At 61.4% G+C, this 26,890-nt stretch carries 28 protein-coding genes; 12 read left to right on the forward strand and 16 right to left on the reverse strand.

Annotation, left to right across the window (positions count from 1 at the left end; genetic code table 11):
- The first annotated feature begins 1 nt into the window (after position 1).
- From livM to LCH64_RS07925, 5 genes are all read left to right on the forward strand, one after another.
- Positions 2 to 1,303 (forward strand): high-affinity branched-chain amino acid ABC transporter permease LivM, encoded by a 1,302-nt coding sequence (gene livM, locus LCH64_RS07905; RefSeq protein ID WP_003221162.1) that lies wholly within the window; start codon positions 2 to 4, stop codon positions 1,301 to 1,303.
- Complete coding sequence (locus LCH64_RS07910; RefSeq protein ID WP_103485078.1) at positions 1,300 to 2,172, forward strand: ATP-binding cassette domain-containing protein; 873 nt, start codon at positions 1,300 to 1,302, stop codon at positions 2,170 to 2,172. The genes livM and LCH64_RS07910 overlap by 4 nt, the downstream gene beginning before the upstream one ends.
- Positions 2,169 to 2,885, forward strand: coding sequence for an ABC transporter ATP-binding protein (locus LCH64_RS07915; RefSeq protein WP_047600666.1), 717 nt, complete (start codon positions 2,169 to 2,171; stop codon positions 2,883 to 2,885). The genes LCH64_RS07910 and LCH64_RS07915 overlap by 4 nt, the downstream gene beginning before the upstream one ends.
- Positions 2,886 to 3,723: 838 nt before the next feature.
- Complete coding sequence (locus LCH64_RS07920; protein WP_226499913.1) at positions 3,724 to 4,488, forward strand: SDR family oxidoreductase; 765 nt, start codon at positions 3,724 to 3,726, stop codon at positions 4,486 to 4,488.
- Between the two features lie 198 nt (positions 4,489 to 4,686).
- Positions 4,687 to 5,592: a cation diffusion facilitator family transporter gene (locus LCH64_RS07925; RefSeq protein WP_103522239.1), complete on the forward strand. Its 906-nt coding sequence runs from the start codon at positions 4,687 to 4,689 to the stop codon at positions 5,590 to 5,592.
- Positions 5,593 to 5,714: 122 nt separating this feature from the next.
- Here LCH64_RS07925 and LCH64_RS07930 read toward each other — a convergent pair whose 3' ends face one another.
- The 7 genes from LCH64_RS07930 to LCH64_RS07960 form a co-directional block, all read right to left on the reverse strand.
- A complete protein-coding gene (locus LCH64_RS07930; protein ID WP_226499914.1) occupies positions 5,715 to 6,848 on the reverse strand; it encodes an AGE family epimerase/isomerase in 1,134 nt (377 codons plus the stop codon).
- A 181-nt stretch (positions 6,849 to 7,029) separates the two neighbouring features.
- The gene (locus LCH64_RS07935) at positions 7,030 to 7,602 is read right to left on the reverse strand and encodes a HupE/UreJ family protein (RefSeq protein WP_103522241.1); all 573 of its coding nucleotides are present in this window, start codon (positions 7,600 to 7,602) and stop codon (positions 7,030 to 7,032) included.
- A 27-nt stretch (positions 7,603 to 7,629) separates the two neighbouring features.
- Complete coding sequence (gene ureG / locus LCH64_RS07940) at positions 7,630 to 8,244, reverse strand: urease accessory protein UreG (protein WP_003221176.1); 615 nt, start codon at positions 8,242 to 8,244, stop codon at positions 7,630 to 7,632.
- A 24-nt stretch (positions 8,245 to 8,268) separates the two neighbouring features.
- Positions 8,269 to 8,943, reverse strand: a complete 675-nt coding sequence (locus LCH64_RS07945; protein ID WP_103522242.1) for an urease accessory protein UreF — start codon at positions 8,941 to 8,943, stop codon at positions 8,269 to 8,271.
- A complete protein-coding gene (gene ureE, locus LCH64_RS07950; RefSeq protein WP_226499915.1) occupies positions 8,940 to 9,440 on the reverse strand; it encodes an urease accessory protein UreE in 501 nt (166 codons plus the stop codon). Before ureE ends, LCH64_RS07945 begins: the two co-directional genes overlap by 4 nt.
- Positions 9,441 to 9,738: 298 nt before the next feature.
- On the reverse strand, positions 9,739 to 10,371 hold the full coding sequence (locus tag LCH64_RS07955; RefSeq protein ID WP_045122272.1) for a TetR family transcriptional regulator: 633 nt from the start codon (positions 10,369 to 10,371) through the stop codon (positions 9,739 to 9,741).
- 174 nt (positions 10,372 to 10,545) lie between these two features.
- The gene (locus LCH64_RS07960; RefSeq protein WP_003221182.1) at positions 10,546 to 11,052 is read right to left on the reverse strand and encodes a hypothetical protein; all 507 of its coding nucleotides are present in this window, start codon (positions 11,050 to 11,052) and stop codon (positions 10,546 to 10,548) included.
- A 385-nt stretch (positions 11,053 to 11,437) separates the two neighbouring features.
- Here LCH64_RS07960 and LCH64_RS07965 point away from each other — a divergent pair, with 385 nt between their 5' ends.
- The gene (locus LCH64_RS07965) at positions 11,438 to 13,513 is read left to right on the forward strand and encodes an AsmA family protein (RefSeq protein ID WP_226499916.1); all 2,076 of its coding nucleotides are present in this window, start codon (positions 11,438 to 11,440) and stop codon (positions 13,511 to 13,513) included.
- A 103-nt stretch (positions 13,514 to 13,616) separates the two neighbouring features.
- Here LCH64_RS07965 and LCH64_RS07970 read toward each other — a convergent pair whose 3' ends face one another.
- Positions 13,617 to 14,150 (reverse strand): ferritin-like domain-containing protein, encoded by a 534-nt coding sequence (locus LCH64_RS07970; RefSeq protein ID WP_003221186.1) that lies wholly within the window; start codon positions 14,148 to 14,150, stop codon positions 13,617 to 13,619.
- 311 nt (positions 14,151 to 14,461) lie between these two features.
- Between LCH64_RS07970 and LCH64_RS07975 the strand changes: the two genes are divergently transcribed.
- Complete coding sequence (locus LCH64_RS07975) at positions 14,462 to 15,352, forward strand: triacylglycerol lipase (RefSeq protein ID WP_226499917.1); 891 nt, start codon at positions 14,462 to 14,464, stop codon at positions 15,350 to 15,352.
- Positions 15,353 to 15,468: 116 nt separating this feature from the next.
- Here the strand turns inward: LCH64_RS07975 and LCH64_RS07980 are convergent, their stop codons facing one another.
- Positions 15,469 to 16,356 carry a DMT family transporter gene (locus LCH64_RS07980; RefSeq protein WP_003221189.1) on the reverse strand — a complete coding sequence of 296 codons (888 nt, stop codon included), beginning with the start codon at positions 16,354 to 16,356 and terminating at the stop codon, positions 15,469 to 15,471.
- 96 nt (positions 16,357 to 16,452) lie between these two features.
- Here LCH64_RS07980 and LCH64_RS07985 point away from each other — a divergent pair, with 96 nt between their 5' ends.
- From LCH64_RS07985 to LCH64_RS07995, 3 genes are all read left to right on the forward strand, one after another.
- Entirely contained in the window at positions 16,453 to 17,247 is a 795-nt protein-coding gene (locus tag LCH64_RS07985) for a helix-turn-helix transcriptional regulator (RefSeq protein ID WP_226499918.1), read from the forward strand.
- 63 nt (positions 17,248 to 17,310) lie between these two features.
- The gene (locus tag LCH64_RS07990; RefSeq protein WP_003221193.1) at positions 17,311 to 17,616 is read left to right on the forward strand and encodes a PsiF family protein; all 306 of its coding nucleotides are present in this window, start codon (positions 17,311 to 17,313) and stop codon (positions 17,614 to 17,616) included.
- A 198-nt stretch (positions 17,617 to 17,814) separates the two neighbouring features.
- Positions 17,815 to 18,828 carry a hypothetical protein gene (locus tag LCH64_RS07995; protein WP_003221195.1) on the forward strand — a complete coding sequence of 338 codons (1,014 nt, stop codon included), beginning with the start codon at positions 17,815 to 17,817 and terminating at the stop codon, positions 18,826 to 18,828.
- 147 nt (positions 18,829 to 18,975) lie between these two features.
- Here LCH64_RS07995 and LCH64_RS08000 read toward each other — a convergent pair whose 3' ends face one another.
- A complete protein-coding gene (locus LCH64_RS08000; protein WP_064585745.1) occupies positions 18,976 to 20,250 on the reverse strand; it encodes an Hsp70 family protein in 1,275 nt (424 codons plus the stop codon).
- 291 nt (positions 20,251 to 20,541) lie between these two features.
- On the opposite strand from LCH64_RS08000, the gene LCH64_RS08005 reads away from it, so the two are divergent.
- Positions 20,542 to 21,492, forward strand: a complete 951-nt coding sequence (locus tag LCH64_RS08005) for a DnaJ C-terminal domain-containing protein (RefSeq protein ID WP_003221199.1) — start codon at positions 20,542 to 20,544, stop codon at positions 21,490 to 21,492.
- Between the two features lie 23 nt (positions 21,493 to 21,515).
- On the forward strand, positions 21,516 to 21,821 hold the full coding sequence (locus LCH64_RS08010) for a chaperone modulator CbpM (RefSeq protein ID WP_003221201.1): 306 nt from the start codon (positions 21,516 to 21,518) through the stop codon (positions 21,819 to 21,821).
- A gap of 112 nt (positions 21,822 to 21,933) precedes the next feature.
- Here LCH64_RS08010 and LCH64_RS08015 read toward each other — a convergent pair whose 3' ends face one another.
- From LCH64_RS08015 to ureA, 6 genes are all read right to left on the reverse strand, one after another.
- Positions 21,934 to 23,061 carry a sensor histidine kinase gene (locus LCH64_RS08015; protein ID WP_103485949.1) on the reverse strand — a complete coding sequence of 376 codons (1,128 nt, stop codon included), beginning with the start codon at positions 23,059 to 23,061 and terminating at the stop codon, positions 21,934 to 21,936.
- Between the two features lie 147 nt (positions 23,062 to 23,208).
- On the reverse strand, positions 23,209 to 24,909 hold the full coding sequence (gene ureC / locus LCH64_RS08020) for an urease subunit alpha (RefSeq protein ID WP_103485950.1): 1,701 nt from the start codon (positions 24,907 to 24,909) through the stop codon (positions 23,209 to 23,211).
- A gap of 170 nt (positions 24,910 to 25,079) precedes the next feature.
- Complete coding sequence (locus LCH64_RS08025) at positions 25,080 to 25,388, reverse strand: urease subunit beta (RefSeq protein WP_007966984.1); 309 nt, start codon at positions 25,386 to 25,388, stop codon at positions 25,080 to 25,082.
- Positions 25,385 to 25,921 carry a GNAT family N-acetyltransferase gene (locus tag LCH64_RS08030; RefSeq protein ID WP_003221211.1) on the reverse strand — a complete coding sequence of 179 codons (537 nt, stop codon included), beginning with the start codon at positions 25,919 to 25,921 and terminating at the stop codon, positions 25,385 to 25,387. Before LCH64_RS08030 ends, LCH64_RS08025 begins: the two co-directional genes overlap by 4 nt.
- A 5-nt stretch (positions 25,922 to 25,926) precedes the next feature.
- On the reverse strand, positions 25,927 to 26,460 hold the full coding sequence (locus LCH64_RS08035) for a GNAT family N-acetyltransferase (RefSeq protein ID WP_003221213.1): 534 nt from the start codon (positions 26,458 to 26,460) through the stop codon (positions 25,927 to 25,929).
- 9 nt (positions 26,461 to 26,469) lie between these two features.
- The gene (gene ureA, locus LCH64_RS08040; RefSeq protein ID WP_003221215.1) at positions 26,470 to 26,772 is read right to left on the reverse strand and encodes an urease subunit gamma; all 303 of its coding nucleotides are present in this window, start codon (positions 26,770 to 26,772) and stop codon (positions 26,470 to 26,472) included.
- Between the last annotated feature and the right edge of the window lie 118 nt (positions 26,773 to 26,890).

The following is a 26,890-nucleotide window of genomic DNA, read 5'->3' on the forward strand; positions in this document are numbered from 1 at the left end:
GATGTCTTCAACCACCCAAAAATCCATCGATATCAAAAAAAGTCTGGTTGAGGCGATTCTGGCCGGCCTTATTGCCCTGATCGTGTTCGGCCCGATTGTCGGCGTCGTGCTCGAAGGCTACAGCTTCAATCTTGAGCCGACCCGCGTCGCGTGGCTTATCGGCATCGTGATGATCGGCCGTTTTGCCTTGAGTCTGTTTCTGCAAACGCCCAGGGGCCTGAAGATTCTCGACGGATTCGAGAGCACCGGTTCCGGTGTACACGTACTGCCTGCCGATCATAAATCCTCGCTGCGCTGGATCATCCCGCTGCTGATTGTGCTCGCGGTCATCGTGCCGTTTGTCTCCAACTCGTACCTGCTGGGCGTGGTCATCCTCGGGTTGATCTACGTGCTGCTGGGGCTGGGGCTGAACATCGTGGTCGGTCTGGCCGGCCTGCTCGACCTCGGTTACGTGGCGTTCTACGCCATCGGCGCCTACGGTCTGGCGCTGGGTTATCAATACCTCGGGCTGGGCTTCTGGACCGTGCTGCCACTGGCGGCGATCACCGCGGGCCTGGCCGGCTGCATCCTCGGTTTCCCGGTGCTGCGTCTGCACGGTGACTATCTGGCGATCGTGACCCTGGGCTTCGGTGAAATCATCCGGCTGATCCTCAACAACTGGCTGTCACTGACCGGCGGTCCGAACGGGATGCCGGCGCCACTGCCGACGTTCTTCGGTCTGGAATTCGGCAAACGGGCCAAGGATGGCGGGGTGCCGTTCCATGAGTTCTTCGGCATCGCCTACAACCCGGACGTGAAGTATTACTTCATCTACGCGGTGTTGTTCCTGGTGGTGCTGGCCGTGCTGTACATCAAGCATCGTCTGGTGAAAATGCCGGTGGGTCGCGCCTGGGAAGCCCTGCGCGAAGATGAAATCGCCTGCCGCTCGATGGGCCTGAACCACGTGTTGGTCAAGCTCTCGGCGTTCACCATCGGTGCATCGACTGCAGGCCTGGCCGGGGTGTTTTTCGCCACCTACCAGGGCTTTGTCAACCCGACCTCGTTCACCTTCTTCGAATCGGCACTGATCCTCGCCATCGTCGTGCTCGGCGGCATGGGCTCGACCATCGGCGTGGTGATTGCAGCGTTCGTGCTGACGGTTGCCCCGGAACTGCTGCGCGGCTTCGCCGAATACCGCGTGCTGCTGTTCGGCATCCTGATGGTGTTGATGATGATCTGGCGACCACGCGGGCTGATCCGCATCAGCCGTACCGGGGTCACTCCACGCAAAGGTGCCATTCACTATGAGAGGACTGCGCCATGAGTGAAGTCGTACTCTCTGTGGAAAAACTGATGATGCACTTCGGTGGCATCAAGGCCTTGAGCGATGTCAGCCTCAAGGTCAAACGCAACTCGATCTTCGCCCTGATCGGCCCCAACGGCGCCGGCAAGACCACGGTGTTCAACTGCCTGACCGGGTTCTACAAGGCCTCCGGCGGCAAGATCGAACTCAACGTGCGCGGCAAGCAGACCAACGTCATCCAGCTGCTGGGCGAATCGTTCAAGCCGACTGATTTCGTGTCGCCGAAAAGCTTCCTCAGTCGCCTGTACTACAAGATGTTCGGCGGTACGCACCTGGTGAACCGCGCCGGCCTGGCCCGGACGTTCCAGAACATTCGCCTGTTCAAGGAAATGTCGGTGCTGGAAAACCTGTTGGTGGCGCAGCACATGTGGGTCAACCGCAACATGCTCGCCGGCATCCTCAACACCAAGGGCTACCGCAAGGCCGAAAGCGATGCGCTGGACTGCGCCTTCTACTGGCTGGAAGTGGTCGATCTGGTGGACTGCGCCAACCGTCTGGCCGGTGAACTGTCCTACGGTCAGCAACGCCGTCTGGAAATCGCCCGGGCCATGTGCACGCGGCCGCAGATCATTTGCCTCGACGAACCGGCCGCCGGCCTCAACCCTCAGGAAACCGAAGCGCTGAGCGCGATGATCCGGCTGCTGCGCGACGAGCATGATCTGACCGTGGTGCTGATCGAACACGATATGGGCATGGTCATGAGCATTTCCGACCACATCGTGGTGCTGGATCACGGCGTGGTCATCGCCGAAGGCGGGCCTGACGCGATCCGCCATGATCCAAAAGTGATTGCCGCCTACCTGGGCGCCGACGAAGAGGAGCTGGTATGAGCAAACCGATCCTCGAACTGAAAGACCTGGACGTGTTCTACGGCCCGATCCAGGCCCTCAAAGGCGTGTCGCTGCAGATCAACGAAGGCGAGACCGTCAGCCTGATCGGCTCCAACGGCGCGGGTAAATCGACGCTGCTGATGTCGATCTTCGGCCAGCCGCGCGCGGCGGGCGGGCAGATCCTCTATCAGGGCGTCGACATCACCCACAAGTCCTCGCACTACATCGCCTCCAACGGCATCGCGCAGTCGCCGGAAGGACGGCGGGTGTTCCCCGACATGACCGTCGAGGAGAACCTGCTGATGGGCACCATCCCGATTGGCGACAAGTACGCCAAGGAGGACATGCAGCGCATGTTCGAGCTGTTCCCACGGCTCGAAGAACGCCGTACCCAGCGGGCGATGACCATGTCCGGCGGCGAGCAACAAATGCTCGCCATCGCCCGTGCGCTGATGAGCCGGCCGAAACTGCTGCTGCTCGATGAACCGAGCCTGGGCCTGGCGCCGATCGTGGTGAAACAGATCTTCGCCACCCTGCGGGAACTGGCGAAAACCGGCATGACCATTTTCCTCGTCGAGCAGAACGCCAACCATGCGTTGAAGCTGTCGGATCGGGCGTACGTGATGGTCAACGGCGAGATTCGCCTGACTGGCACTGGTAAAGAGCTGCTGGTGAATGAGGAGGTGCGTAACGCTTATCTGGGCGGGCACTGATTCTTCATGCGTTGTCCACAAGCCCCGCGACGAAAGTCCCGGGGCTTTTTACATCTCAAATCCAGCACAAGTCCCTTGTGGGAGCGGGCTTGCTCGCGAAGAGGGTGTGTCAGATAACACCGTGTTTGATGGCACACCCTCTTCGCGAGCAAGCCCGCTCCCACAGTTGATCTACGCCAGATTTCAGAATTGTGGAAAACAAATTCCCACACCTGCCAAAGCGCGACATATAGACGCTGCAAATGGCTGTTTTTCCACAGTTTCGACTTGTCCCCGTTTGCTGTGGAGCTGGCTGTGAATAACGTGGGTGTAGCTGTCTGCAGGCCATTGGAACCGTGGCTTGTAGCGTGGTGATTGTTTTTTGATCAGGTGCTTTTGCGATAACGATAGACGCCTTTGTCAACCTTTTTATGGCCGCTGCAGAATCGGCAATTCCATGTGCGCAAGCTTGTGGATAAGTCTGTGATTAAACTCTGGAAAGACCGCGCGGAGCACCGTGATTACTGGCCTCGCGCAAACACTGCTGTGACCGTGCAGTCGTGCAGAATGCCATCACCGGCACAACTGCCAGATCAGGGTCAAGCAAAAAACTTTCTATTTCGCCCGCAAAGCCTTGTGTGGCGCGGCTTTACGCTTTTTCACTTGCCCCCGGAAACTGTGGAAGGGGCTGTGGATAACATGCGTGCACATGGCTACAGGCCACGGTGCATATGGTGTGGCGGCCATTGATCAATTAATGAGCAGGATTCGGTGGTTGCCGGTTAAAGCGGGGCCGGGCATGCTGCCTGCTGATTGTCCATTCCAATGACCGCACGGCGGTCGATGCAAGGAGAACACGATGTCCAACACCCTGTTTATTACCGGCGCGACGTCCGGTTTTGGTGAAGCCTGTGCCCGTCGTTTTGCCGAGGCTGGCTGGAAACTGGTGCTGACCGGTCGTCGTGAGGAACGCCTCAATGCGCTGTGCGCAGATCTGTCGAAGCAGACCGAAGTGCATGGTCTGGTGCTCGACGTGCGTGACCGCAAGGCGATGGAAGAGGCAATTGCCAATTTGCCGCCGTCGTTCGCCAAGCTGCGTGGCCTGATCAACAACGCCGGGCTGGCGCTGGGCGTCGATCCGGCGCCCAAATGCGACCTCGACGACTGGGACACCATGGTCGATACCAACGTCAAAGGCCTGATGTACAGCACCCGTCTGCTGTTGCCACGTTTGATCGCCCACGGCCGTGGCGCCGGTATCGTCAACCTCGGCTCCATCGCCGGAAACTACCCGTACCCGGGCAGCCACGTGTATGGCGCGACCAAGGCGTTCGTCAAGCAATTCTCGCTGAACCTGCGCTGCGACCTGCAGGGCACTGGCGTGCGCGTCAGCAACATCGAGCCCGGCCTGTGCGAAAGCGAGTTCTCGCTGGTGCGCTTTGCCGGTGACCAGGAACGCTACAACGCGACCTACGCCGGGGCCGAGCCGATCCAGCCGCAGGACATCGCCGAGACCATCTTCTGGGTACTCAACGCGCCAGCACACATCAACATCAACAGCCTGGAGCTGATGCCGGTGAGCCAGACCTGGGCCGGGTTTGCGATCGAGCGTAACAAGGCGTAGGACCCTGTGGCGAGGGAGCTTGCTCCCGCTGGACTGCGCAGCAGGCCCGTTTTTTTGAACTGAAGAGCGGGGGGCGCTCCGCACCCAGCGGGAGCAAGCTCCCTCGCCACAAAACCGGGCAAAACCGCCAATAAGGTAAACTCATCTCCGACAAACCCCACCGCACCCCGCGGTTCAAAGGTTTTTAGAGGAGGCTACGTGAGTAACCGAGGTGAGCAGTCACTGCTCAAACAATCGACCATCCTGATGTTCGCGGTGTCGATTGCCGGGATCGCTACCGGTTTTGTTTCAGGTTCCCAATCCATCCTTTTCGATGGTTTTTTCTCGCTGATCGCAACGTTCATCAAAGTGCTGATGCTGATCACCGCCCGGCTGATCGCCAAGGAAAGCAATCACCGTTTTCAGTTCGGTTTCTGGCATCTGGAGCCGATGGTGCTGCTGATCGAAGGCAGCTTCCTGCTGTTGATCGCGATCTATGCCTTTCTCAACGGTGTGTTCGGCATCATCAACGGCGGCCGCGAGATCGAGCTGGGCTTGGTGATCATTTATGCGGCGGTGTTCACCGTCGTCGAGTTCGCCTACTTCTTCTATGTGCGTCGGCGCAATCGCAAGCTCAAGTCGAGCCTGATCCAGTTCGACAACATCAGCTGGCTGGTGGACGCGATGCTCTCGGTCGGCCTGTTGATCAGTTTTCTCGCCGCGTTGCTGCTCAAGGCCCAGGGCTTTGACGAGTGGGCGAAGTTTGTCGACCCGCTGATCCTGATCGTCCTGGCGCTGACCATGTTGCCACCAGCGTTCAAGATCATCGGCCCGGCGTTGCGCGATGTACTGGGCATTGCCCCGGACACCCTGGATGATCAGGTGCGCCAAGTGATGGAGGCGGCAAAGGTCGAGCATGGTTTCGACGATTACGTGACCTACGTGCAGAAGCACGGGCGGGCGCGGTTCATCGAGATTCATGTGGTGTTGCCGGCGGATTACCGGCTGCAGAGCGTGGGGCAGCTGGATGCGTTGCGTGAGGAAATCTCGGCGCAGCTCGGCGAGCCGGATGCGGCGCGCTGGTTGACCATCAGCTTTACCGGTGACAAGAAGTGGATTGCCTAGAGACCGTGTAACGGCTATTCGCGAGCAAGCCCGCTCCCACAGGGATCCGAGCTGTTCACAGATTATGTGTTCGGCGAAATTCCCATGTGGGAGCGGGCTTGCTCGCGAAAGCTATTTTTCAATCAACGCAGATATTCGGCTAAACCGCTGTAGCACGTCGCCAAGTGATAAGGCGTCGTCGAAGGCATGTCCTTGCGGCTGACCTCTCCTTGCTCATCCCGGCATTCATGCCACCCGCTCACATGCAGAAATCGCTGTTGCAGCGCCTGCAACTGGCGCAGCACTGTAGCTTCGCTGCCCGCACGCAAGGTCAGCGCGCGCAGGTATTCAGCCTGAGCCCAGATCCGCTGAGTCGAATCTTTCGGGCGACCGTCCAGTTGCAGATCGAGCATCGCCCGCACCGCACCTGAAGGTTGTTCAACGCCGAATTGCTCGGTGAAAGCGAATGCCCGGTCCAGCGCTGCATGCAGTTTCGAACCACGCAGCAGGGCTGAAGACTCGAGCAGGAAATACCATTCGAACTGATGCCCCGGCTCGTACCAGTTATCCACAGCCCCCAGCGGTTTCTCCATCAGCACGCCATGCTGCGGGTCGACGAACTGCTTGTGCATGGCTGTGCATAACTCCACCAGCGCTTGCTGCGTCGCCGCGTCCTCACGTACCGCGAGGGTGGCGAGGAACGCCTCGGCCAGGTGCATCAGCGGGTTTTGCAGCGGGCCGGTTTGCAGGGTGATCCAGTCGCGGTCCAGGCACGCTTCGTACAAGCCATCGCCGGTAGCGAAACGCCGGGCGATGACTTCCAGTGCGGCGTTGAGTGTGGACTCCACCAGCGGCTCGCGGGACTTGGCCCAGTAATGGGCGCAGGCGAACAGGATGAAAGCGTGGGTGTAGAGATCCTTGCGCTGATCCAGCGGCTTGCCTTGCGCGTCGATGCTGTAGAACCAGCCGCCGTGCTCGGCATCATGGAAATGCCGTTGCAGCGAGCGGAAAAGTGCGGCGGCGCGCACCTCGGCGTTATCCACAACCCCGATCAGGCTGGAAAACAGGTACAGCTGCCGTGCGCAGGCCATCGCCCGGTAGCGTTGCGGCGGCAGCGGCTGATGTGCGGCGTCCAGTGCTTCGTAGGGCAGCGCCATGTCGGCATTCCAGCCCGGGCCTTGCCAGAGCGGCACGATCACGTTCAGAAAGTGCTGTTGCACGTCGCTGAACAGGGCGGTCAATTCGGGCAGAGAGGTGGAGCGGGAAGCATGGGGCATTGGCGGACGTCGTCACGGCTGGGGCGATTGCGCGACATGGTAGCAGAGCGACGGCCTGATGAGACGCGGTGTCTGTCAGTCCGCCTTCGCGAGCAAGCCCGCTCCCACAGGTTTTGTGTACACCGCAAATCCAGGGTGGGAGCGGGCTTGCTCGCGAAGAGGCCGGTTCAGGCGATAAAGATCAGCCGGCCAGCAACCATGCACCGGTCACCGCCGAAGCAGCCCCCGCCACTCGCACCAATGGTGCAGCAGCTTGAGGCAACACACGCACCAGGCCATAACCCGCCGCATGCAGCGCCGCCGTCGCCGCGACGAAACCGGCGGCATACGCCCAAGGGCTGCTCATGTCCGGCAGTTCCAGGCCATGCGCCACACCATGGAACAGCGCAAACAACGCCGTCGCGGCCACCGCCATCAGCAGCGGCGGACGCACCGCCAATGCCACGGCCAGGCCCAGTGCCAGCACCGAAGCCGCAATTCCGCTTTCCAGCGCCGGCAGTTGCAGCCCTTCAAAACCGAGCATGCCGCCGATCAGCATGGTGCCGACGAATGTGCAGGGCAGCGCCCAGCGTGCCGCGCCTTGCTGCTGCGCGGCCCACAGGCCGACTGCAACCATCGCCAGCAAGTGGTCGAGGCCGCCGATCGGGTGGCTGATGCCGGCGATCAAGCCGCTGTCGCCGTGGCCCGGGTGGGCGAAGGCCAGGGCCGGGGTCAGCAGCAGCGCCACGGCGCCGAGAATGCGTTTGAGTGTCATGGATAAGCTTCCTTGTTGGTCATTGAATCAGGCGGCGTTCAGCAGGCCCTGGCGCTCGATGAAGGCGATGATGTCTTCCAGGCCCTGGCCGGTTTTCTGGTTGCTGAAGACGAATGGCTTGCCGTTGCGCATGCGCTTGGTGTCGCTATCCATCATTTCCAGCGAGGCACCGACCAGCGGCGCCAGGTCGATTTTGTTGATCACCAGCAGGTCGGACTTGCAGATCCCCGGCCCGCCCTTGCGTGGCAGTTTGTCGCCGGCCGAGACGTCGATCACGTAGATGGTCAGGTCCGACAGCTCCGGGCTGAAGGTCGCCGACAGGTTGTCGCCGCCGGACTCCACCAGAATCAGGTCCAGCCCCGGAAAGCGCCGGTTCAGTTGATCGACCGCTTCGAGGTTGATCGAGGCGTCTTCGCGGATCGCCGTGTGCGGGCAGCCGCCGGTCTCCACGCCGATGATCCGCTCCGGCGCCAGCGCTTCGTTGCGCACCAGAAAGTCGGCGTCTTCGCGGGTATAGATGTCGTTGGTGACGACGGCCAGGTTATAGCGGTCGCGCAGCGCCAGGCACAGGGCCAGGGTCAACGCGGTTTTGCCGGAACCGACCGGGCCGCCGATGCCGACGCGCAGGGGTTGTGTGTTCATGTGCTTCTCCAAGATAACAGGGCCCTAGGAACGGAAAAGTCGGCTGTACTGGCGCTCATGCGCCATGCACGCCAGGGACAGGCCGAACGCGGCGCTGCCGATGTGTTCGGGATTGATTTGGCTGGCGTCCTGCTGCGCCTGTTGCAGCAATGGCAGCAATTCGCTGGTCAGGCGCTGGGCGGCTTGCTGGCCCAGCGGCAGGGTTTTCATCAGCACCGCGAGCTGGTTTTCCAGCCAGCTCCACAGCCACGCGGCGAGGGCGTCCTGCGGGCTGATCTGCCAGGCGCGGGCAGCCAGTGCCCAGCCGAGGGCCAGATGCGGTTCGGCGCATTGCTCAAGAAAGCTGCGGGCCGGCGCGTCAAGTTCCGGCAACCCGTTGAGCAACTGCTGCAGCGAGTAACCCATCTGCCGGCTCTCCAGATGCAGTTCGCGGGTCTCGCGGCTGGCCCGGTGGGTTTCGCAGATGCGCAGCAACTCGGGCCAGTTTTCGTCGGCAGCGGCCTGACAATGGGCGAGCAGCAGCGGCGCTTCGAAACGGGCGAGGTTGAGCAGCAATTGATCGCTGATCCAGCGCCGGGCACTGTCCGGGTTGTGCACGCGGCCGTTATCCACCGCCATTTCCAGGCCTTGCGAATAGCTGTAGCCGCCAATCGGCAGTTGCGGACTGGCCAGGCGCAACAGCGCCCAGGCTGGGTTCATAAACGAACGCCGAACTGGTGCAGTTTCGGCGCGTAATTGAAGTCCTCGTCGCCATGCCGCGAATGATGATGACCACCGCCGTAGGCACCGTGCTCCGGCTGGAACGGCGCTTCAATCGCTTCGACTTGCGCGCCGAGCTGTTCAAGCATCGCCTTGAGCACGTAATCGTCGAGCAGGCGCAGCCAGCTGTCGCCGACTTGCAAGGCGACATGGCGGTTACCGAGGTGATAGGCGGCGCGGGTCAGTTCGAAGGCGTTGGCGCAGGTGACGTGAAGCAGTTGCTCGGGGCGAGCGCAGACGCGAACGATGCGGCCGTCTTCGGCCTGCAGGCATTCGCCGTCATATAACGGTGCCTGACCGCGCTCCAGAAATAACCCGACGTCTTCGCCATCGGCACTGAAACAGCGCAAACGGCTCTTGCTCCGCGCTTCGAAGGTCAGGTGCAACTCGGCGGACCAGACAGGTTGAGGGTCGATTCTGCGATGAATCACCAGCATCGGAAAGCTTCCAGCAGTGGACTGTAGAGAGGGCTAGAGCAAGGGGCTTGCCAACCGGCTGAGATGTAGGAAATCCCTGTCGGAGCGTAGTGGATGTTTCAAGATGTTGCAGAGTTTTGGAAGGTTTTGGTGCGTGAAGATTTTTACATGCACCAAATATGGGCGGCGCAAAACCAATGTGGGAGCGGGCTTGCTCGCGAAAGCGGTAGGTCAGTCACTTTATTGTTGACTGATACACCGCTTTCGCGAGCAAGCCCGCTCCCACAGGGGATTTGCGTTGTGTTTGAAAAAAGGCAAGTTACTCGGTACTGCCCAGCCCTTGCCAGTGCTTGAGACCGATAAAGATGAAGCGCAGTTGCTGGGTGATCTTTGCCTGTGGCGTCAGATGTTCCGGCAGGGCTTCGGCGGGCGGGTCGATGATGTCCGGCAGGGTGGCGAACACCGATTTGACGATCAGGTCGGCGATCACGCTCAGGCCGGCTGCGTCCAGATGTTGCAGCTTGGGCATCAGCCTCAGGTCGGCCGCGAGGTCGGCGCTGATGTTTTCGCGCAGTCGGCCAATCGCTTGGCGCACCGGCTGCGAGCCGCCGTACTGCTCGCGGGCGAGAAACAGGAATTGCGAACGGTTGGCGCTGACCACGTCGAGGAAGATCCGCACCGACGCATCGATAATGCCGCCCATGACGAATTCGTTGTGGCGCACCAGGCGGATGGTTTCGCGGAAGGTCTGGCCGACTTCACTGACCAGCACCAGGCCCAGCTCGTCCATGTCGGCGAAATGCCGATAGAAACCGGTGGGCACGATGCCGGCGGTCTTGGTCACTTCGCGCAGGCTCAGGCTGCCGAATCCTCGGCCGCTTTCCATCAAATGGCGGGCGGCGTCCATCAGGGCGTTGCGGGTCTGTTGTTTCTGTTCGGCGCGGGGCAGCATCGCAAAGGCGTTTTCTTGAGCGGGACAAGCGCCGCACTCTAGCAAATCGGCTTTGCTGGCGTCGAACGTCGGGGGAAAGTCAACGGGGGGAAATGCGCTTTTGCGATTGGCCGGGGCTGAAAAAGTCAAAAGCCCAATCGGCTGATCGGGCTTTTTTTCCAGGCCGCCATGGGCTTAGCTCAAAGCGCTGTTGCGTTCGATCACACGGTCACCACCACCTTCAGCGAGGGTCTGGCCCTGTGGCGTGCGGTCACTACCGTCGGAAGCGAGGGTCTGGCCTTGTGGGGTGCGGTCGCTGCCGTCGGAAGCGAGGGTTTGACCTTGTGGAGTGCGGTCGCTGCCATCAGAGGCCAGAGCCTGGCCCAGTGGAGTGCGATCGGAACCGTCCTGAACCAGACCTTTCTCTTCGAGACGGTCACGGCCACCTTCTGCTACAGCTTGACCTTGTGGAGTCTTGTCGTAGCCATCTTGTACCAGGCCTTTTTCTTCCAGACGATTGCGGCCGTTTTCAGCCAGGGTCTGACCTTGTGGAGTGCGGTCACCGCCGTCAGCAGCAACAGTCTGGCTGAACACCGAGTGGCTGGTTTTTACTTGTGGGGTAGCCTGATCGGCAGCGGGCAGGGCGAAAGCAGTGCTGGCTAGCATCGACAGGGTAAGGCTGAGCAGTAATTGGCGTTTCATGATGGGTTGCTCCTTGGGAGGGCGATAAAGTGGGTACGAAGCCAATGCTACTCTCGATAAGTCGATATAAAAGTTCATAAACGCAATGGTAATAATCAACAGAATTGATTGTTCTGCCGAGGCGCTCTAGCTCGGGCGTTTGCGGACGCTGGTTTTGCACCGCAGTGGGTATTTTCGACTCACTCGCGCCTCGCAAATGTGCGGGTGGCGGTAACGCTGTTCGACCAATCGGTCAGCATTCGCGCGATTTTTTGCCGCGGAATCTATATTCCGATTAAACCTGCGTACTGTTTGCCAGTCGTAGATTTCATGAGGGCCGCTTTGGCCCGCCGTTTCAGCTGTGCGTCGCGAAGTCGGCGTGCGGTCGTCATCAGGAGTTTTGTGCATGACGCGCACCGGAAAAATCTTCAGTTGGACCCTCGCCATCCTCGTACTGCTGCTGGCGGTGCTGGTTCTGATCATCGTGTTCTTCGATTGGAACCGGATCAAACCGCCGCTCAATGCCAAAGTCTCGGAAGAACTGCATCGACCGTTCGCCATCAACGGCAACCTCGCAGTGATCTGGCAACGCGAGCCGGACGAGGGTGGCTGGCGGGCCTGGGTGCCGTGGCCGCATGTGGTGGCTGAAGACCTGACGCTGGGCAATCCGGACTGGTCGAAGCAGCCGCAGATGGTCACGCTCAAACGCGTGGAACTGCGCATCTCGCCGCTGGCCCTGCTGGCGCAACGGGTGACGATCCCGCGCATCGACCTGACCGAACCCAACGCGCAACTGCAGCGTCTGGCCGATGGTCGTGCCAACTGGACGTTCAAGTTCGATCCGAAAGACCCGAATGCCGAACCGTCGAATTGGGTGGTGGACATTGGTGCCATCGGTTTCGACAAGGGCCACGTCACCCTGGATGACCAGACGCTGAAGACCAATCTCGACGTGGTGATCGATCCGCTGGGCAAGCCGATTCCGTTCAGCGAGATCGTCGGCGACAAAGCCGCGAAGACCGCCCAGGACAAGGGCGCCGCGCCTCAGGACTATGCGTTTGCGCTGAAGGTCAAAGGCCAATACCACGGCCAGAATCTCACCGGCCAGGGCAAGATCGGCGGGCTGCTGGCGTTGCAGGATGCGAACAAGCCGTTCCCGCTGCAGGCGCAGGCGAAGATCGGCGCCACCAGCATCGAACTCGCCGGCACCCTGACCGACCCGCTGAACCTCGGCGCCCTCGATCTGCGTTTGAAACTGGCCGGCGCCAGCCTCGGCAACCTTTATCCACTGACCGGCGTGACCCTGCCGGATACGCCACCGTACTCCACCGACGGTCATCTGATTGCCAAGTTGCATGACGCCGCTGGCGCCAAATTCACTTATGAGCAGTTCAACGGCAAGATCGGTGGCAGTGACATTCACGGTGACCTGACCTACGTCGCCAGCCAGCCACGGCCAAAACTCAGTGGCGCGTTGCTGTCCAATCAACTGTTGTTCGCCGACCTCGCGCCGCTGATCGGCGCCGACTCGAATGACAAGCAAAAGGCCCGCGGCGGCGAGAGCAAACAGCCGACCGACAAAGTGCTGCCGGTGGAAGAGTTCAAGACCGACCGCTGGCGCGCGATGGATGCCGACGTCGAGTTCACCGGCAAGCGCATCGTCCACAGCGAAAAGCTGCCGTTCACCGACCTCTATACCCACCTGAAACTCAACGACGGCGAACTCAGCCTCGAACCGCTGCGCTTCGGCGTGGCCGGGGGCAAACTGGATGCGCAGATCCGCCTCAATGGCCGTACCGAGCCATTGGAAGGCCGGGCCAGACTGACCGCGCGCGGGTTCAAGCTCAAGCAGTTGTTCCCGACCTTCGAGCCGATGAAAACCAGTTTCGGCGAACTCAATGGCGATGCCGACATCAGCGGGCGCGGCAACTCCGTAGCCAAACTGCTGGGCGGGGCCAACGGCAACCTGAAGATGCTGATCAACGACGGTGCGATCAGTCGTGAACTGATGGAACTGGCGGGGCTCAATGTTGGCAACTACGTGGTCGGCAAAGTCTTCGGCGACAAGGAAGTGAAGATCAACTGCGCGGCGGCGGACTTCGATATCAAGACCGGCCTGGCGAGCACGCGGCTGTTTGTGTTCGATACCGAGAACGCGATCATCTACATCGACGGCACCGCGAACATGGCCACCGAGCAACTGGATCTGACGGTAACGCCGGAATCCAAGGGCTGGCGTCTGATTTCGCTGCGTTCACCGTTGTACGTGCGTGGCAAGTTCATCAAGCCGGACGCCGGGGTCAAGGCTGTGCCGTTGATGCTGCGCGGAGCGGGGATGGTCGCGCTGGGCGTGATTGCTGCACCGGCGGCCGGGCTGCTGGCGCTGGTGGCGCCGAGCGGTGGTGAGCCGAATCAGTGCGCGCCGTTGCTGGAGCAAATGAAGGCGGGCAAGGCGCCAGTCACCGTCAAGCCAACCAAGTAAATCTTCAGCGTCTGTAAACGCGTCATCGCGAGCAGGCTCACTCCTACAAGTACAGTGCAAAACTTGTAGGAGTGAGCCTGCTCGCGATAGCGGTATCGAAGGTTCAGAGGTCTTTCAGAATGTCGGCCATGTCATCCGCATGCTCTTCTTCCTGCGCCAGGATGTCTTCGAAGATGCGCCGGGTGGTCGGGTCTTTCTCACCGATGTACTGGATGATTTCGCGGTAGCTGTCGATGGCGATCCGCTCGGCCACCAGGTCTTCGTAGACCATTTCCTTCAGGGTGTTCCCGGCCACGTACTGGGCGTGGGACATTTTCGACAGCAGGTCCGGATTGAACTCCGGCTCGCCGCCCAGTTGCACGATGCGCTCGGCCAGACGGTCGGCGTGTTGTGCTTCCTGGGTCGCGTGTTCGAGGAATTCGTCGGCGGCCACGTTGGCTTTCAGACCGTTGGCCATGAAGTAGTGACGCTTGTAGCGCAGCACGCAGACCAGTTCGGTGGCCAGCGATTCGTTGAGCAGGCGCAGCACCTCCTCACGGTTAGCGCTGTAGCTCTCGGTAACCGCGCCGTTCTCGACGTGTTGCCGCGCACGTTCGCGCAGGGTTTTGACATCTGACAAGTGCAGGTCGTCGCTCATATTGATCTCCAGGAGGCTAATCCAATGGCGCCACGCTCTACAGGCGTGATCGTTTACCCAAGTTGTGAGTCCTGCGCGATGCAAAAAGTTTTATGGGATTTCGTGCGACCTTGGCATCAGCCCCAGACCTTGCGTGGCAATCGCCGCTTGCGGGGTGTAATGCTCTTCATCGCTTGCGGTCGGTAGGACTGATTGTGGCGGGGGGAGTGGGCCTGAAGTAGGCTGAAGGTGGCGTTGTCATCATCACGGAGGAGGCTTGGCGGGCGTTTTGCACGTTTGGCATCCACTTACGACCACAAGGATGTTTGCCCATGTCACACGCTACGGCGACACGTTATCCACTGGTGCTGGTCCCGGGCATGCTCGGGTTTATCCGGCTGGTGCTGTATCCGTACTGGTACGGGATCATCAAGGCGTTGCGCCGTGGCGGGGCGACGGTGATTGCGGTGCAGGTGTCGCCGCTCAACTCCACCGAGGTGCGCGGCGAGCAACTGCTGGCGCGCATCGAGGAGATTCTGCGCGAGACCGGCGCCGCGAGGGTCAATCTCTTCGGGCATAGTCAGGGATCATTGACGGCACGTTATGCCGCCGCCAAACGGCCGGATCTGGTGGCTTCGGTGACGTCAGTGGCCGGGCCTAATCACGGCTCGGAACTGGCCGACTATCTGCAGAAGCACTATCCGGCGGACAGCGCCAAGGGCCGCGTGCTTGAGGTGCTGCTGCGTGTTGTCGGCTGGCTGATGGCGCTGCTGGAAACCGGTTACCGCGGGCCGAAGCTGCCGGTGGACATCCACGCCTCGCATCAATCGCTGACCAGTGCAGGCGTGGCGCTGTTCAATCAGCGTTATCCACAGGGCCTGCCCGAGACCTGGGGCGGTCACGGGCCGGAAGAGGTCAACGGCGTGCGTTATTACTCGTGGTCGGGGACGTTGCAGCCGGGCAAGACCGATCGTGGCGGCAACCTGTTCGACGGCACCAATCGCAGCTGTCGCCTGTTTGCGAAAACCTTTGTGCGGGAGCCGGGGCAGTGTGACGGGATGGTCGGGCGCTACAGCTCGCACCTGGGCACGGTGATTGGCGATGACTATCCGCTGGATCACTTCGACATCGTCAACCAGTCGCTGGGGCTGGTGGGGAAGGGGGCGGACCCGGTGCGGTTGTTTGTCGAGCATGCGGCGCGGCTCAAGGCTGTCGGGGTTTAACCTGCTCTTGTGGCGAGGGAGCTTGCTCCCGCTGGACTGCGCAGCAGGCCCCGGCTTTTAAAAAAGGGGCCGCTTCGCGCCCCAGCGGGAGCAAGCTCCCTCGCCACAGGAATTTGTCAGGCAACGCTGATCCGGCGGCCCAATACCGTGGTCCAACGCTCGGAAAGAATCACCCCACCCAACGTCAACACCCCACCCACCAGGTGATACATCGCCAACTGCTCCTTCAACACCACCGCCGCAATCAGCGCGGTGATCAGCGGCAGCAGGTTAAAGAACAACGTCGTGCGGCTCGGCCCCAGGCGCTGCACCGCCTGCATCCACGCCAGCGGCGCGAGCATCGAGGCCAGCAGGCACGCGTACAGCACCAGCGGAATGTTCTGCGCGGTGAAGCCGGTTTTCGGCGAGGCGGCGTACAGCGGAAACAGCACCACAATCGCCACCAGCACCTGCAGGTACAACAACACCAGCGGCGGCAGGCGCAGCTGCCATTTTTTCAGCAGGGTGCTGTAGATCGCGTAGGCCAGGGTGGCGATCAGCATCATCGCGTCACCCAGGTTCACTCCATGTTGCAGCAGCGCGCCGAGGCTGCCGGACGACACCACCACCAGCACGCCGGCGAACGACAGCACCGCGCCGAACAGCGCACCGGCAGTCAGGCGCTGGCCGAGGCTGATGATGGCCATGGCCAGCGACATCAGCGGCATCAGCGACAGGATGATGCCCATGTTGGTCGCCGTGGTCAGCGTCGCGGCGAAGTAGGCGAGGCTTTGATAGACCGCCATCCCGAGCACGCCGAGGATGAAGATCTTGCCCAGGTTCGGGCGGATCTGCGGCCAGTGCGCGATCACCGCTTTGAGCATGAATGGGGTGAACAGCAGCCCGGCGAGCAGCCAGCGGTAGAAACCGATCTCGGCGGGGAAGATCGCCCCGACCGCCAGTTTGTTGATCACGGTATTGCCGGCCCAGATGAAAATCGCCAGCAGCGGAAACGCGTATTGCATGGGTTAAAACCAGAACGTTGATGAACGGTGATTATCGCCTGTCTGGATGCAGCCCTATACTGCGAACCGGACAACCTGCCTCTGCAACCGGACAGCATGAACAGCAAACACATCGATCTGCTGGATTTCAGCGAACTGCCGTCGGCGGTGTACTTCCGCTATGCCGACTTCAACGCCCATGAATACGCCGCGCCGCACCGTCATCCGTGGGGCACGCTGGAGTACGCGGCCCACGGCGTGCTGCACATGGACGTCGACGGCAGCCGCTTCATGTCGCCGCCGCACTATGCGGTGTGGGTGCCGCCGCAGGTCGAGCACAGTTTCTACAGCCACCAACCGGTCAACTACCGCGCGGTGTGCCTCGATCCCAAAGTCTGTGCCGATCTGCCGCCGCGCGCCTGCACCCTGGCGATCAGCGACATCCTCAAGGCGATTCTCAAGGACTTCGCCGCCCGCGACGTGAAGATCCCCGAACTCGACGCTGACCAACGTCTGGCCCAAGTGCTGGTCGATCAACTGCAACAGGCGCCGGTGCATGAGTGTTATCTGCCGTATGCGCACAACCCCGGGTTGCTGGCGATTCTCGATGCATTGCAGGCTGATCCGGGGAATAACCAGCCACTGGCGCACTGGGCGGCGCAGGTACACGTCAGCGAGCGCACGCTGGCCCGGCAGTTCGTGCGCGAACTGGGGATGAGTTTCGGCGAATGGCGCCAGCGCCTGCGCTATCTGGCAGCCATCGAGGCGCTGGAAAGTACCCGCAGCGTGCAGGAAATCGCCTTCGACCTCGGCTACAGCAGCGGCTCGGCCTTCATCGCCATGTTTGCCCGTCAGGCCGGGTGTACGCCGGAGCAATACCGACGCAGCCATCTGGAGGGCAGGAAGGTGTAACAAGATTTGGCTACACTCCAGCAGAGGCCGCATCCATCGATGCGGCGACAAGGAGAAAACTCCATGAAGATGTTGCGTGTCCCTTTGTTGATGATCGGTCTGCTCCTGTGTTCCCAGGGTTTCGCCGCCACGGCGCAACAGAACAAAATGACCACCTGCAATGCTGACGCTACCGCCAAGAGCCTCAAGGGCGACGAGCGCAAGACTTTCATGAGCACTTGTCTCAAGGCAGCACCGGCCGCCAATGACGCCAAGGTGCTGACCCCGCAGCAGGAAAAAATGAAGACCTGCAACGCCGATGCGAAAACCAAGGCCCTGACCGGCGATGCGCGCAAGACCTTCATGAGTGATTGCCTGAAGAAAAAGTAATCAGCAATGATTTGCGGTGAACGGGCCGGCCTCTTCGCGAGCAGGCCCGCTCCCACATTGAAATGCGTAGCCCTTGTGGGAGCGAGCCTGCTCGCGAAGGGGCCATTGAGCGCGACAATAGCCCCTGCATATCCCTAGTGCTCTCCCCGGATCGCTGGCAGACTGCCAATCCTTTTACGCCGTTCGTTTTGAGGCTGTATGCCAACGTTTTCTGAGCGTCATGTTGTGTTTTGGGTCAGTTGCATCATCATTTGCGGCGGTTTGTTGCTGGCGTTGCCATTGCGCTTGTTGCCCAGCCTGCTGGCCGGTTTGCTGGTGTTCGAGCTGGTCAACATGCTCACCCCGCAACTGCAGCGGCTGATCGAAGGGCGGCGCGCGCGCTGGCTGGCGGTGGCGCTGCTGGGCACTTTGGTGGTCAGCGTGCTGGCGTTGATCTTTGCCGGCGCCATCAGTTTCCTGCTGCACGAAGCGGAAAACCCGGGCGCCTCGCTCGACAAATTCATGGGCGTGGTCGACCGCGCGCGCGGGCAACTGCCACCGTTTCTCGATGCTTACCTGCCGGCCAGTGCTGCGGAGTTTCGCGTGGCCATCGGCGAATGGGCCAGCAAACACCTGGCCGAGCTGCAACTGGTGGGCAAGGACGCGGCGCACATGTTCGTCACCTTGCTGATCGGCATGGTCCTCGGCGCGATCATCGCCTTACAGCGAGTGCCGGACCTGACCAAGCGCAAACCACTGGCCGCCGCCCTGTTCGACCGTCTGCACCTGGTGGTTCAAGCCTTTCGCAACATCGTCTTCGCGCAGATCAAGATTTCCCTGCTGAACACCCTCTTCACCGCGATCTTCCTCGCGGTGATTCTGCCGCTGTTCGGCATCAAGCTGCCGCTGACCAAGACCCTGATCGTCCTGACGTTCCTGCTCGGCCTGCTGCCGGTGATCGGCAACCTGATGTCGAACACGCTGATCACCATCGTCGGTCTGTCGCTGTCGATCTGGGTGGCGGTGGCGGCGCTGGGCTACCTGATTTTTATCCACAAGCTCGAATACTTCCTCAACGCGCGCATCGTCGGCGGGCAGATCAGTGCCAAGTCGTGGGAGCTGCTGCTGGCGATGCTGGTGTTCGAAGCCGCGTTCGGCCTGCCGGGAGTGGTGGCGGGGCCGATTTATTACGCGTATCTGAAGAGTGAGTTGAAGCTGGGCGGGATGGTGTAGGGCGTCCACTGTGGCGAGGGAGCTTGCTCCCGCTGGGGTGCGAAGCACCCCCGCTCTTTGAGTCAAGAGCTTGGGCCTGCTGCGCAGTCCAGCGGGAGCAAGCTCCCTCGCCACAAGATGTGTGATCAGACCATTACAGGTTGTGTATCAGGCCATTGCGCCGTAACGCTTCATCGCCTCAATCGCCAGGCCGCTGCCAATGCTGCCAAAGATATTGCCTTCAACATGTCGCGCATTCGGCAGCATCGCCGAGACGCTGTTGCGCAGCGCGGGGATGCCGCTTGAACCGCCGGTGAAGAACACCGTATCGACCTGAGCGACCGACACGTTGGCATCGTTCAACAGCTGCGTAACGCTGCCGCGCACGCGCTCAAGCAAGGCGTCGATGGACGATTCGAACAGGGCGCGGCTCAGTTCCACGCTCAGGCCCGGCTCGATCCGGTCCAGCGGCACGTGGCGGCTGTCGGCGTGGGTCAGCTGGATCTTGGTTTCTTCGACTTCCATCGCCAGCCAGTGCCCGGCGCGCTGTTCGATCAGCTTGAACAGACGGTCGATGCCGCCGGTGTCTTCGATGTCGTAACGCATGCTGCCCAGCGCCAGGGTGGATTTCTGCGAGTACACCGAGTTGATGGTGTGCCAGGTCGCCAGGTTCATGTGGTGACTGGTCGGCATGTAGGCGCCGCTCTTCATCCGGCTGCCGTAGCCGAACAGCGGCATCAGGCCTTGCAGGCTCAGCTGTTTGTCAAAGTCGGTCCCGCCGATGTGCACGCCGCCGGTGGCGAGGATGTCATCGTGACGGTTGTCCATGCCGCGACGCTCGGGCGACAGGCGCACCAGCGAGAAGTCGGACGTACCACCGCCGATGTCGACGATCAGCACCAGTTCTTCTTTCTCTATGGTCGACTCGTAGTCGAATGCCGCCGCGATCGGTTCGTACTGGAACGACACGTCCTTGAAACCGAGCTTGCGCGCCACTTCGACCAGGGTGTCTTCGGCTTCCTGGTCGGCCAGCGGGTCGTCATCGACGAAAAATACCGGACGCCCCAGCACCACCTGCTCGAACTCCCGACCGGCGGCCGTTTCGGCGCGGCTCTTGAGCTGGCCGATGAACAGCCCCAACAGATCCTTGAACGGCATCGCCGTGCCGAGGACGCTGGTGTCGTGCTTGATCAGTTTGGAACCGAGCAGGCTCTTGAGCGAGCGCATCAGCCGGCCTTCGTAGCCTTCCAGGTACTCGTGCAGGGCCAGACGACCGTAAACCGGACGGCGCTCTTCGATGTTGAAGAACACCACCGACGGCAGGGTGATCTTGTCGTCTTCCAGCGCGATCATCGTTTCCATGCCGGGGCGCAGCCAGCCGACGGTGGAGTTGGAGGTGCCGAAGTCGATACCGCAGGCACGGGCTGGAGAGGCGTTGTTCATGTCTTTCGGGTTCCGGTCAAAAAACGGCCGCGCAGTGTATGTCAGTGCGCGGCAGATTCGAAGGCCGGTCATCTGCTATTTCGCGACTAAGCTTCTTGAAAGTCGCAGCTTCGCCCCAAACTTGCTGGCATGGGCCGGCAGACATACCGGCGGTCGCAAGAACCGTCGTCCACTGCCGATAAACTTCTGCTGCGCCACCCGGTCACAAACTTGAGATCGGTCAACCCGGCACGCGCGAATGAGCGCATGCTGGCCTCGGCGCGAAATCGATAACGGATGGTGATTCCTTCGATGGACTTCAAAGACTATTACAAGATACTCGGCGTGGAGCCGACAGCGGACGACAAGGCAATCAAGGCTGCCTATCGCAAGCTGGCGCGCAAATACCACCCCGATGTCAGCAAGGAAAAAGACGCCGAGGCCAAGTTCAAGGACGCCTCGGAAGCCTATGAAGCGCTGAAAAGCGCCGACAAACGCGCCGAATACGACGAACTGCGCCGTTATGGCCAGCACGGTCAGCCGTTCCAGGGCCCACCGGGCTGGCAGAGCCGTGGCGGCTTTGGTGGCGGCGGTGGCGACACCGGCGACTTCTCGGACTTCTTCAGTTCGATCTTCGGCAATCGCGGCCCCGGTTTCGGTGGCGGCGAGGGTCGGCAATCACGCAGTGCAGGGCGCCGAGGGCAAGACGTGGAAATGGAACTGCCGATCTTCCTCGAGGAAACGCTCTCGAATGAATCGAAGAAGGTCACCTTTCAGGTGCCGCAATACAACGCCAACGGCCAGCACGTCAGCAACACCAGCAAGAGCCTGAACGTGAAGATCCCGGCGGGCGTGAGCGACGGCGAGCGCATCCGCCTCAAGGGGCAGGGCGCACCGGGCATCGGTGGCGGGGCCAATGGTGATCTGTACCTGACCATTCGCTTTGCGCCGCACCCGAAATTCGATGTCGAAGGCGAAAACCTGATCATCACCCTGCCATTGGCACCGTGGGAGCTGGCGCTGGGCGCTGAAGTGGCGGTGCCGACCCTGACCGGCAAGATCAACCTCAAGGTTCCGGCCGGCAGCCAGAACGGCCAGCGCATGCGCGCCAAGGGTCATGGCTTGAAAAACAAGGCCGGTGAGCGCGGTTATCTGTTCGTGCAGCTCAAGGCCGTGATGCCGAAGACTTCGGACGACGAGGTCAAGGCGCTGTGGCAGGAACTGGCGAAGAAAGCCGCGTTCAATCCACGCGAGAACTTCTGAATTCGACGACGGAGTAGCCCATCATGAGCAGCCCCCTGATCGTTCAACTGGACATGGCAGAATTCTGTGAGGCGGCCGATCTGTCGGACGTCTACGTGATCGAAATCGTCGAACACGGCATCCTCGAACCTCAGGGCGCGCAGCCCCGGGAATGGCGGTTCACCGACTACGAGTTGAGCTTGGCCAAGCGCGCCGCGAAGTTGCGGCGCGAGCTGGAGCTGGAGTGGGAGGGCGTCGCGCTGGCACTGAATCTGCTTGAGGAGGTGCATGAGTTGCGGGCGGAGAACCGGATGCTCAGGCAGCGCTTGGGGCGCCTGGTGGTCGAATAGTTTTTTAGTGTCTTTGCGGGCCCCTTCGCGAGCAAGCCCGCTCCCACAGGAGATCGCGATCTAAATGTGGGAGCGGGCTTGCTCGCGAAGAGCGATTACGCGGTAAGCCTGCTTAAACCTTTCTCGGCAACACCACACTGAACAATGTCCCGTCAGCCGCGCTCGAGCTGACTTCGATCGTCCCGCCATGGGCGGTCACCACTTCCTTGACGATAAACAAGCCCAACCCGAGGCTGGTCGACGGCTGTCCGAGTTCTTCGTCGGCGCTGCGCACCAGCGGGTCGAAAATCGTGCCAATGGCTTCTTCGGAAATCGGCGTGCCGTAGTTGTGCACCGACAGGCACACGTTGTCGCCCTCGCCACGCAGGTTGAGGGTCACGTCGCGCTGGCTGGTGCCGTGCTGCAAGGCGTTGCCGATCAGGTTTTGCAGTAACTGGTCGATTCGCCCGGCGTCCCACACCCCGCTGGTATCGCCGTGCACCGTGAGCTTGGGATCCGATAGCGGATTACCGGCGCAGGCTTCGGCAATCGCCGCTCGCGCTGCAACGGCCAGATCCATCGGTGCCGGCTCGATCGGCAGGCTACGGCCCAGACGACTGCGTACCAGTTCCAGCAGATCGCTGACCATCGTCGCCATGTGCCGCGCGCCACGCTTGATGTGCTGGGCGCAGGCCAGGGCATCGCCCTCAAGGCTGGATTTGCGCAGCAGCAGTTCGGTGGACATGCTCACCGCTTGCAGCGGCGCGCGCAGGTCATGGCCGAGGATGGCGAGGAAAATGTCCCGCGAGCGGTTGACCTGCTCGGCGTAGGCCGCAGTGGATTCGGCGAGGGCTTCATCGATGGCTTCGTTGAAGCGGATCATGTCCTGGAAATAGGTCATGTCCGGTGAGGTGAGACTGCTCACCCAGCGGCGGATCACACAGGCGCGCAAATGGCGGAATTCGCTGGTCATCTGCACCAGATCGAAACCGACGGTGTGGCGCAGCTCGCCATGGCTGGCGCCGGCCTCGTCCAGGCTCGGGGTCTTTTCCGGGCCTTCGCCCTTGGCCTTGGCGGCCTGTTCGGCGGGGCTTTGCGGCTTGTTCATGTCACGGGCGGCAGCCCGCAGAATCTCGCTGGCGTGATCGCGCAGCGCAGTGGAATCCAGATAGTCGGCGGCCGGAGTGATGGTCGCGGCGAACTGTTCCCACTCATCGACGATAGGGTCGATATTGGCCACGATGAACTCGGAAAGACGCATGGAAAGTTCCTGAAAATAGGCGGAGCGAATCGAATATTAGCCCCTTTGGCGGGAAATACACGACCGTTTGCAAAGTGCTTTTCCAGCACCATGAAAAAGGCCCCGGGACCGTGCGCAAGACACGGCTCCGGGGCCTTTTGCCGTGCGTCAGAACAGGAAGTAACGCTGGGCCATCGGCAGAGTCTCCGCCGGTTCACACCAGAGCAGCACGCCATCGGCCTTGACCTGATAGGTTTGCGGGTCGACGTCGATGTTCGGCAGGTAATCGTTATGGATCAGGTCGGTTTTCTGCACGTCGCGGCAGCCTTTGACCACGCCGATTTTCTTCTTCAGGCCCAATGCCTCGGGCAACCCGGCCTCCTGCGCGGCCTGACTGATGAAAGTCAGGCTGGTGGCGTGCAGCGAGCCGCCGTAGCTGGCGAACATCGGGCGGTAGTGCACCGGTTGCGGGGTTGGAATCGATCCGTTGGCGTCGCCCATCAAACTGGCGGCGATGGCGCCGCCCTTGAGGATCAGCGTCGGTTTCACACCGAAGAACGCCGGACGCCAGAGCACCAGGTCGGCCCATTTGCCGACTTCGATCGAACCCACTTCATGGCTGATGCCGTGGGTGATCGCCGGGTTGATCGTGTATTTGGCGATGTAGCGCTTGGCGCGGAAGTTGTCGTTGCCTTCGCCGTCCTGGGGCAGCGGGCCGCGCTGCTTTTTCATCTTGTCGGCGGTCTGCCAGGTGCGCGTGATGACTTCGCCGACACGGCCCATGGCCTGGCTGTCGGAGCTGATCATCGAGAACGCGCCGAGGTCGTGGAGAATGTCTTCGGCGGCGATGGTTTCACGGCGGATGCGACTTTCGGCAAACGCCACGTCCTCGGCGATGCTCGGGTCGAGGTGGTGGCAGACCATCAGCATGTCGAGGTGTTCGTCGATGGTGTTGCGGGTGAATGGCCGGGTCGGGTTGGTCGAGCTCGGCAGCACGTTAGGGAAACCGCAGGCCTTGATGATGTCCGGCGCGTGGCCGCCGCCGGCACCTTCGGTGTGGTAGGTGTGAATGGTGCGACCCTTGAACGCGCCGAGGGTGGTTTCGACGAAACCCGATTCGTTGAGGGTATCGGTGTGGATCGCCACCTGGACGTCGTACTGGTCGGCGACGCTCAGGCAGTTGTCGATGCTCGCCGGGGTGGTGCCCCAGTCTTCGTGCAACTTGAGGCCGATGGCCCCGGCCTTGACCTGTTCGATCAGCGGCTCCGGCAGGCTGGCGTTGCCCTTGCCGGTGAGGCCGATGTTCATCGGGAACGCGTCGGCGGCCTGGAGCATGCGCGCCAGGTGCCACGGGCCGGAGGTGCAGGTGGTGGCGTTGGTGCCGGTCGCCGGCCCGGTGCCGCCGCCGATCATGGTGGTGACGCCGCTCATCAGCGCTTCTTCGATCTGCTGCGGGCAGATGAAGTGAATGTGCGTGTCGATGCCGCCAGCGGTGAGGATCATGCCTTCGCCGGCGATCACTTCGGTGCTGGCGCCGATGGCGATGGTCACGTTCGGTTGCACGTCCGGGTTGCCGGCCTTGCCGATCGCGGCGATACGCCCGTCCTTGAGGCCGACGTCGGCTTTGACGATGCCCCAGTGGTCGATGATCAGCGCATTGGTGATCAGGGTGTCGACCACTTCGGCGGCGAGCAACTGGCTCTGGCCCTGACCGTCGCGGATCACTTTGCCGCCGCCGAATTTGACTTCTTCGCCGTAGGTGGTGAAGTCCTTTTCGACTTCGATCCACAACTCGGTGTCCGCCAGGCGCACCTTGTCGCCGACGGTGGGGCCGAACATGTCGGCGTAGGCTTGCCGGGAAATCTTCATTTCAATTCCTTGCAAAAATTTATTGTGGCGAGGGAGCTTGCTCCCGCTGGGCTGCGCAGCAGCCCCAAAACCTGCCAATGATTTCTTACAGACACACCGCGTTCCCCGGGTTGGCGAGTGCTACGCACTCGAGCGGGAGCAAGCTCCCTCGCCACAGGGTTTTGTGCATGTCAGTCGAGATCACCCATGACCCGCCCGGCAAAGCCGAACACCCGGCGATGCCCGGCGTACTCCACCAGCTCGACCTCGCGGCTCTGCCCCGGCTCGAAGCGCACGGCGGTGCCGGCCGGGATGTTCAGGCGCATGCCACGGCTGGCGGCGCGGTCGAAGGTCAGGGCGTCGTTGGTTTCGAAAAAGTGATAGTGCGAGCCGACCTGGATCGGCCGGTCGCCGCTGTTGGCGACTTTCAGGCTGAGGGTGCGGCGGCCGACATTCAGTTCGATGTCGCCGGGCTGGATCTGGTACTGGCCGGGAATCATGGCCGGGCTCCTTGCAGAATCTTGTAGTAGAGGGCGGTCGGTCGATACGTGCCATGCGGATCGCAGGCGTAATCCGGAATTTCACCGGCTCGGGTGTAACCCAGGGCCTTGTAGAAATCTTCGGCGGGCGAACCCGCCTCGGTGTCGAGGTAAAGCATGCCGCGCTTGTGCTTGGCCGCTTCAAGTTCCAGCGCATTCATCAATTGCTGGCCGAGGCCACGACGCCGCGCCTGTTCGCGCACCAGCAGTTTCTGCACTTCGGCGCGATTGAGGCCGTTGGCCTTCTGACACAGGCCCAACTGCACGCTGGCCTGCACCTCTTCATCCTTGACCACCACCCAGAGCAACACGCTGCCCTTGTTCACTTGTTGCTGCACTTCATCGAAATAGGCGCGCGCCTGTGCGGCGTCGAGGTCGGCCATGAAGCCGACGCTGGCGCCATAGCCCACGGCGTCGAGCAGCAAGTCGATCAAGCCCTGACGGTAGTGCGCAAAACTTTCAGCATTGACGCGGCGCAGTTGGGCAGCGTTCATCGTTATCACTCCTTGTTGGCGTCAGGCGGCTCCGCGCCAGGATTGAGGGTCAGTTGCATGAAGGTCAGGTCGAGCCAGCGGCCGAACTTGGTGCCGACTTGCGGCATCTGCCCGGTGATGCTGAAACCGGCGCGTTCATGCAAACGAATGGAAGCGGTGTTGCCACTTTCGATGGCGGCGACCATCACATGCTTGTCGCAGGCTTTGGCTCGCTCGATCAGCACGCTCATCAGTTGCGGGCCAAGACCATTGCCGCGTTGGTCGCTGCGCACGTAAACCGAGTGCTCGACGGTATGGCGGAAACCGTCGAACGGCCGCCAGTCACCAAATGAAGCGTAGCCGAGCACGCTATTGTCGGCGTCGACGATCACCAGAATCGGGTAGGCCTGGGCCTGACGGGCGCTGAACCACGCCTGGCGGTTGCCGAGATCGACCGCCGATTCGTTCCAGATCGCCGTGGTGTTGAGCACCGCGTCGTTGTAGATGTCGCGGATCGCCGGCAAGTCGGCGTGCAGGGCATCGCGAATGGAGTAAGTCATGGCGCGGCCTCAGACGATCGGTTGGTGAACGGTGACCAGCTTGGTGCCGTCGGGAAACGTCGCTTCGACCTGAATCTCCGGGATCATTTCCGGGATGCCTTCCATCACTTGCTCGCGGCTCAGCAGGGTGGTGCCGTAGTGCATCAGCTCAGCCACGGTCTGGCCGTCACGGGCGCCTTCAAGCAGCGCGGCGGAGATGTAGGCCATGGCTTCCGGGTAGTTGAGCTTCACGCCACGGGCCAGTCGGCGCTCGGCGACGAGGCCGGCGGTGAAGATCAACAGCTTGTCTTTTTCGCGTGGGGTCAGGTCCATTGTGGGTATCCATCAGGGCAGATTGAAAAATGTGCACAAATCTCCTGTGGGAGCGGGCTTGCTCGCGAAAGCGGTAGGTCAGCCGGCATCTGTGTGAATGACACATCGCCTTCGCGAG

Source organism: Pseudomonas sp. MWU16-30322 (assembly GCF_020515535.1).
GTDB classification, from domain to species: domain Bacteria; phylum Pseudomonadota; class Gammaproteobacteria; order Pseudomonadales; family Pseudomonadaceae; genus Aquipseudomonas; species Aquipseudomonas fluorescens_H.

Bases quoted from the DNA above. Each gene is read 5' to 3' on its own strand.
- LCH64_RS07970 (WP_003221186.1), bottom strand. From the start codon at position 14,150: ATGAGCGACGACCTGCACTTGTCAGATGTCAAAACCCTGCGCGAACGT.
- LCH64_RS07910 (WP_103485078.1), top strand. From the start codon at position 1,300: ATGAGTGAAGTCGTACTCTCTGTGGAAAAACTGATGATGCACTTCGGT.
- LCH64_RS08010 (WP_003221201.1), top strand. From the start codon at position 21,516: ATGAGCAGCCCCCTGATCGTTCAACTGGACATGGCAGAATTCTGTGAG.
- livM (WP_003221162.1), top strand. From the start codon at position 2: ATGTCTTCAACCACCCAAAAATCCATCGATATCAAAAAAAGTCTGGTT.
- LCH64_RS07920 (WP_226499913.1), top strand. From the start codon at position 3,724: ATGTCCAACACCCTGTTTATTACCGGCGCGACGTCCGGTTTTGGTGAA.
- ureA (WP_003221215.1), bottom strand. From the start codon at position 26,772: ATGGACCTGACCCCACGCGAAAAAGACAAGCTGTTGATCTTCACCGCC.
- LCH64_RS08025 (WP_007966984.1), bottom strand. From the start codon at position 25,388: ATGATTCCCGGCCAGTACCAGATCCAGCCCGGCGACATCGAACTGAAT.
- LCH64_RS08035 (WP_003221213.1), bottom strand. From the start codon at position 26,460: ATGACTTACTCCATTCGCGATGCCCTGCACGCCGACTTGCCGGCGATC.
- LCH64_RS07945 (WP_103522242.1), bottom strand. From the start codon at position 8,943: ATGAACCCAGCCTGGGCGCTGTTGCGCCTGGCCAGTCCGCAACTGCCG.
- ureC (WP_103485950.1), bottom strand. From the start codon at position 24,909: ATGAAGATTTCCCGGCAAGCCTACGCCGACATGTTCGGCCCCACCGTC.
- LCH64_RS07965 (WP_226499916.1), top strand. From the start codon at position 11,438: ATGACGCGCACCGGAAAAATCTTCAGTTGGACCCTCGCCATCCTCGTA.
- LCH64_RS07930 (WP_226499914.1), bottom strand. From the start codon at position 6,848: ATGCCCCATGCTTCCCGCTCCACCTCTCTGCCCGAATTGACCGCCCTG.
- LCH64_RS07995 (WP_003221195.1), top strand. From the start codon at position 17,815: ATGCCAACGTTTTCTGAGCGTCATGTTGTGTTTTGGGTCAGTTGCATC.
- LCH64_RS07915 (WP_047600666.1), top strand. From the start codon at position 2,169: ATGAGCAAACCGATCCTCGAACTGAAAGACCTGGACGTGTTCTACGGC.
- LCH64_RS07975 (WP_226499917.1), top strand. From the start codon at position 14,462: ATGTCACACGCTACGGCGACACGTTATCCACTGGTGCTGGTCCCGGGC.
- LCH64_RS07955 (WP_045122272.1), bottom strand. From the start codon at position 10,371: ATGCTGCCCCGCGCCGAACAGAAACAACAGACCCGCAACGCCCTGATG.
- LCH64_RS07980 (WP_003221189.1), bottom strand. From the start codon at position 16,356: ATGCAATACGCGTTTCCGCTGCTGGCGATTTTCATCTGGGCCGGCAAT.
- LCH64_RS07990 (WP_003221193.1), top strand. From the start codon at position 17,311: ATGAAGATGTTGCGTGTCCCTTTGTTGATGATCGGTCTGCTCCTGTGT.
- LCH64_RS07985 (WP_226499918.1), top strand. From the start codon at position 16,453: ATGAACAGCAAACACATCGATCTGCTGGATTTCAGCGAACTGCCGTCG.
- LCH64_RS07960 (WP_003221182.1), bottom strand. From the start codon at position 11,052: ATGAAACGCCAATTACTGCTCAGCCTTACCCTGTCGATGCTAGCCAGC.
- LCH64_RS08005 (WP_003221199.1), top strand. From the start codon at position 20,542: ATGGACTTCAAAGACTATTACAAGATACTCGGCGTGGAGCCGACAGCG.
- LCH64_RS07935 (WP_103522241.1), bottom strand. From the start codon at position 7,602: ATGACACTCAAACGCATTCTCGGCGCCGTGGCGCTGCTGCTGACCCCG.
- LCH64_RS08000 (WP_064585745.1), bottom strand. From the start codon at position 20,250: ATGAACAACGCCTCTCCAGCCCGTGCCTGCGGTATCGACTTCGGCACC.
- LCH64_RS08030 (WP_003221211.1), bottom strand. From the start codon at position 25,921: ATGAACGCTGCCCAACTGCGCCGCGTCAATGCTGAAAGTTTTGCGCAC.
- LCH64_RS08015 (WP_103485949.1), bottom strand. From the start codon at position 23,061: ATGCGTCTTTCCGAGTTCATCGTGGCCAATATCGACCCTATCGTCGAT.
- ureG (WP_003221176.1), bottom strand. From the start codon at position 8,244: ATGAACACACAACCCCTGCGCGTCGGCATCGGCGGCCCGGTCGGTTCC.
- ureE (WP_226499915.1), bottom strand. From the start codon at position 9,440: ATGCTGGTGATTCATCGCAGAATCGACCCTCAACCTGTCTGGTCCGCC.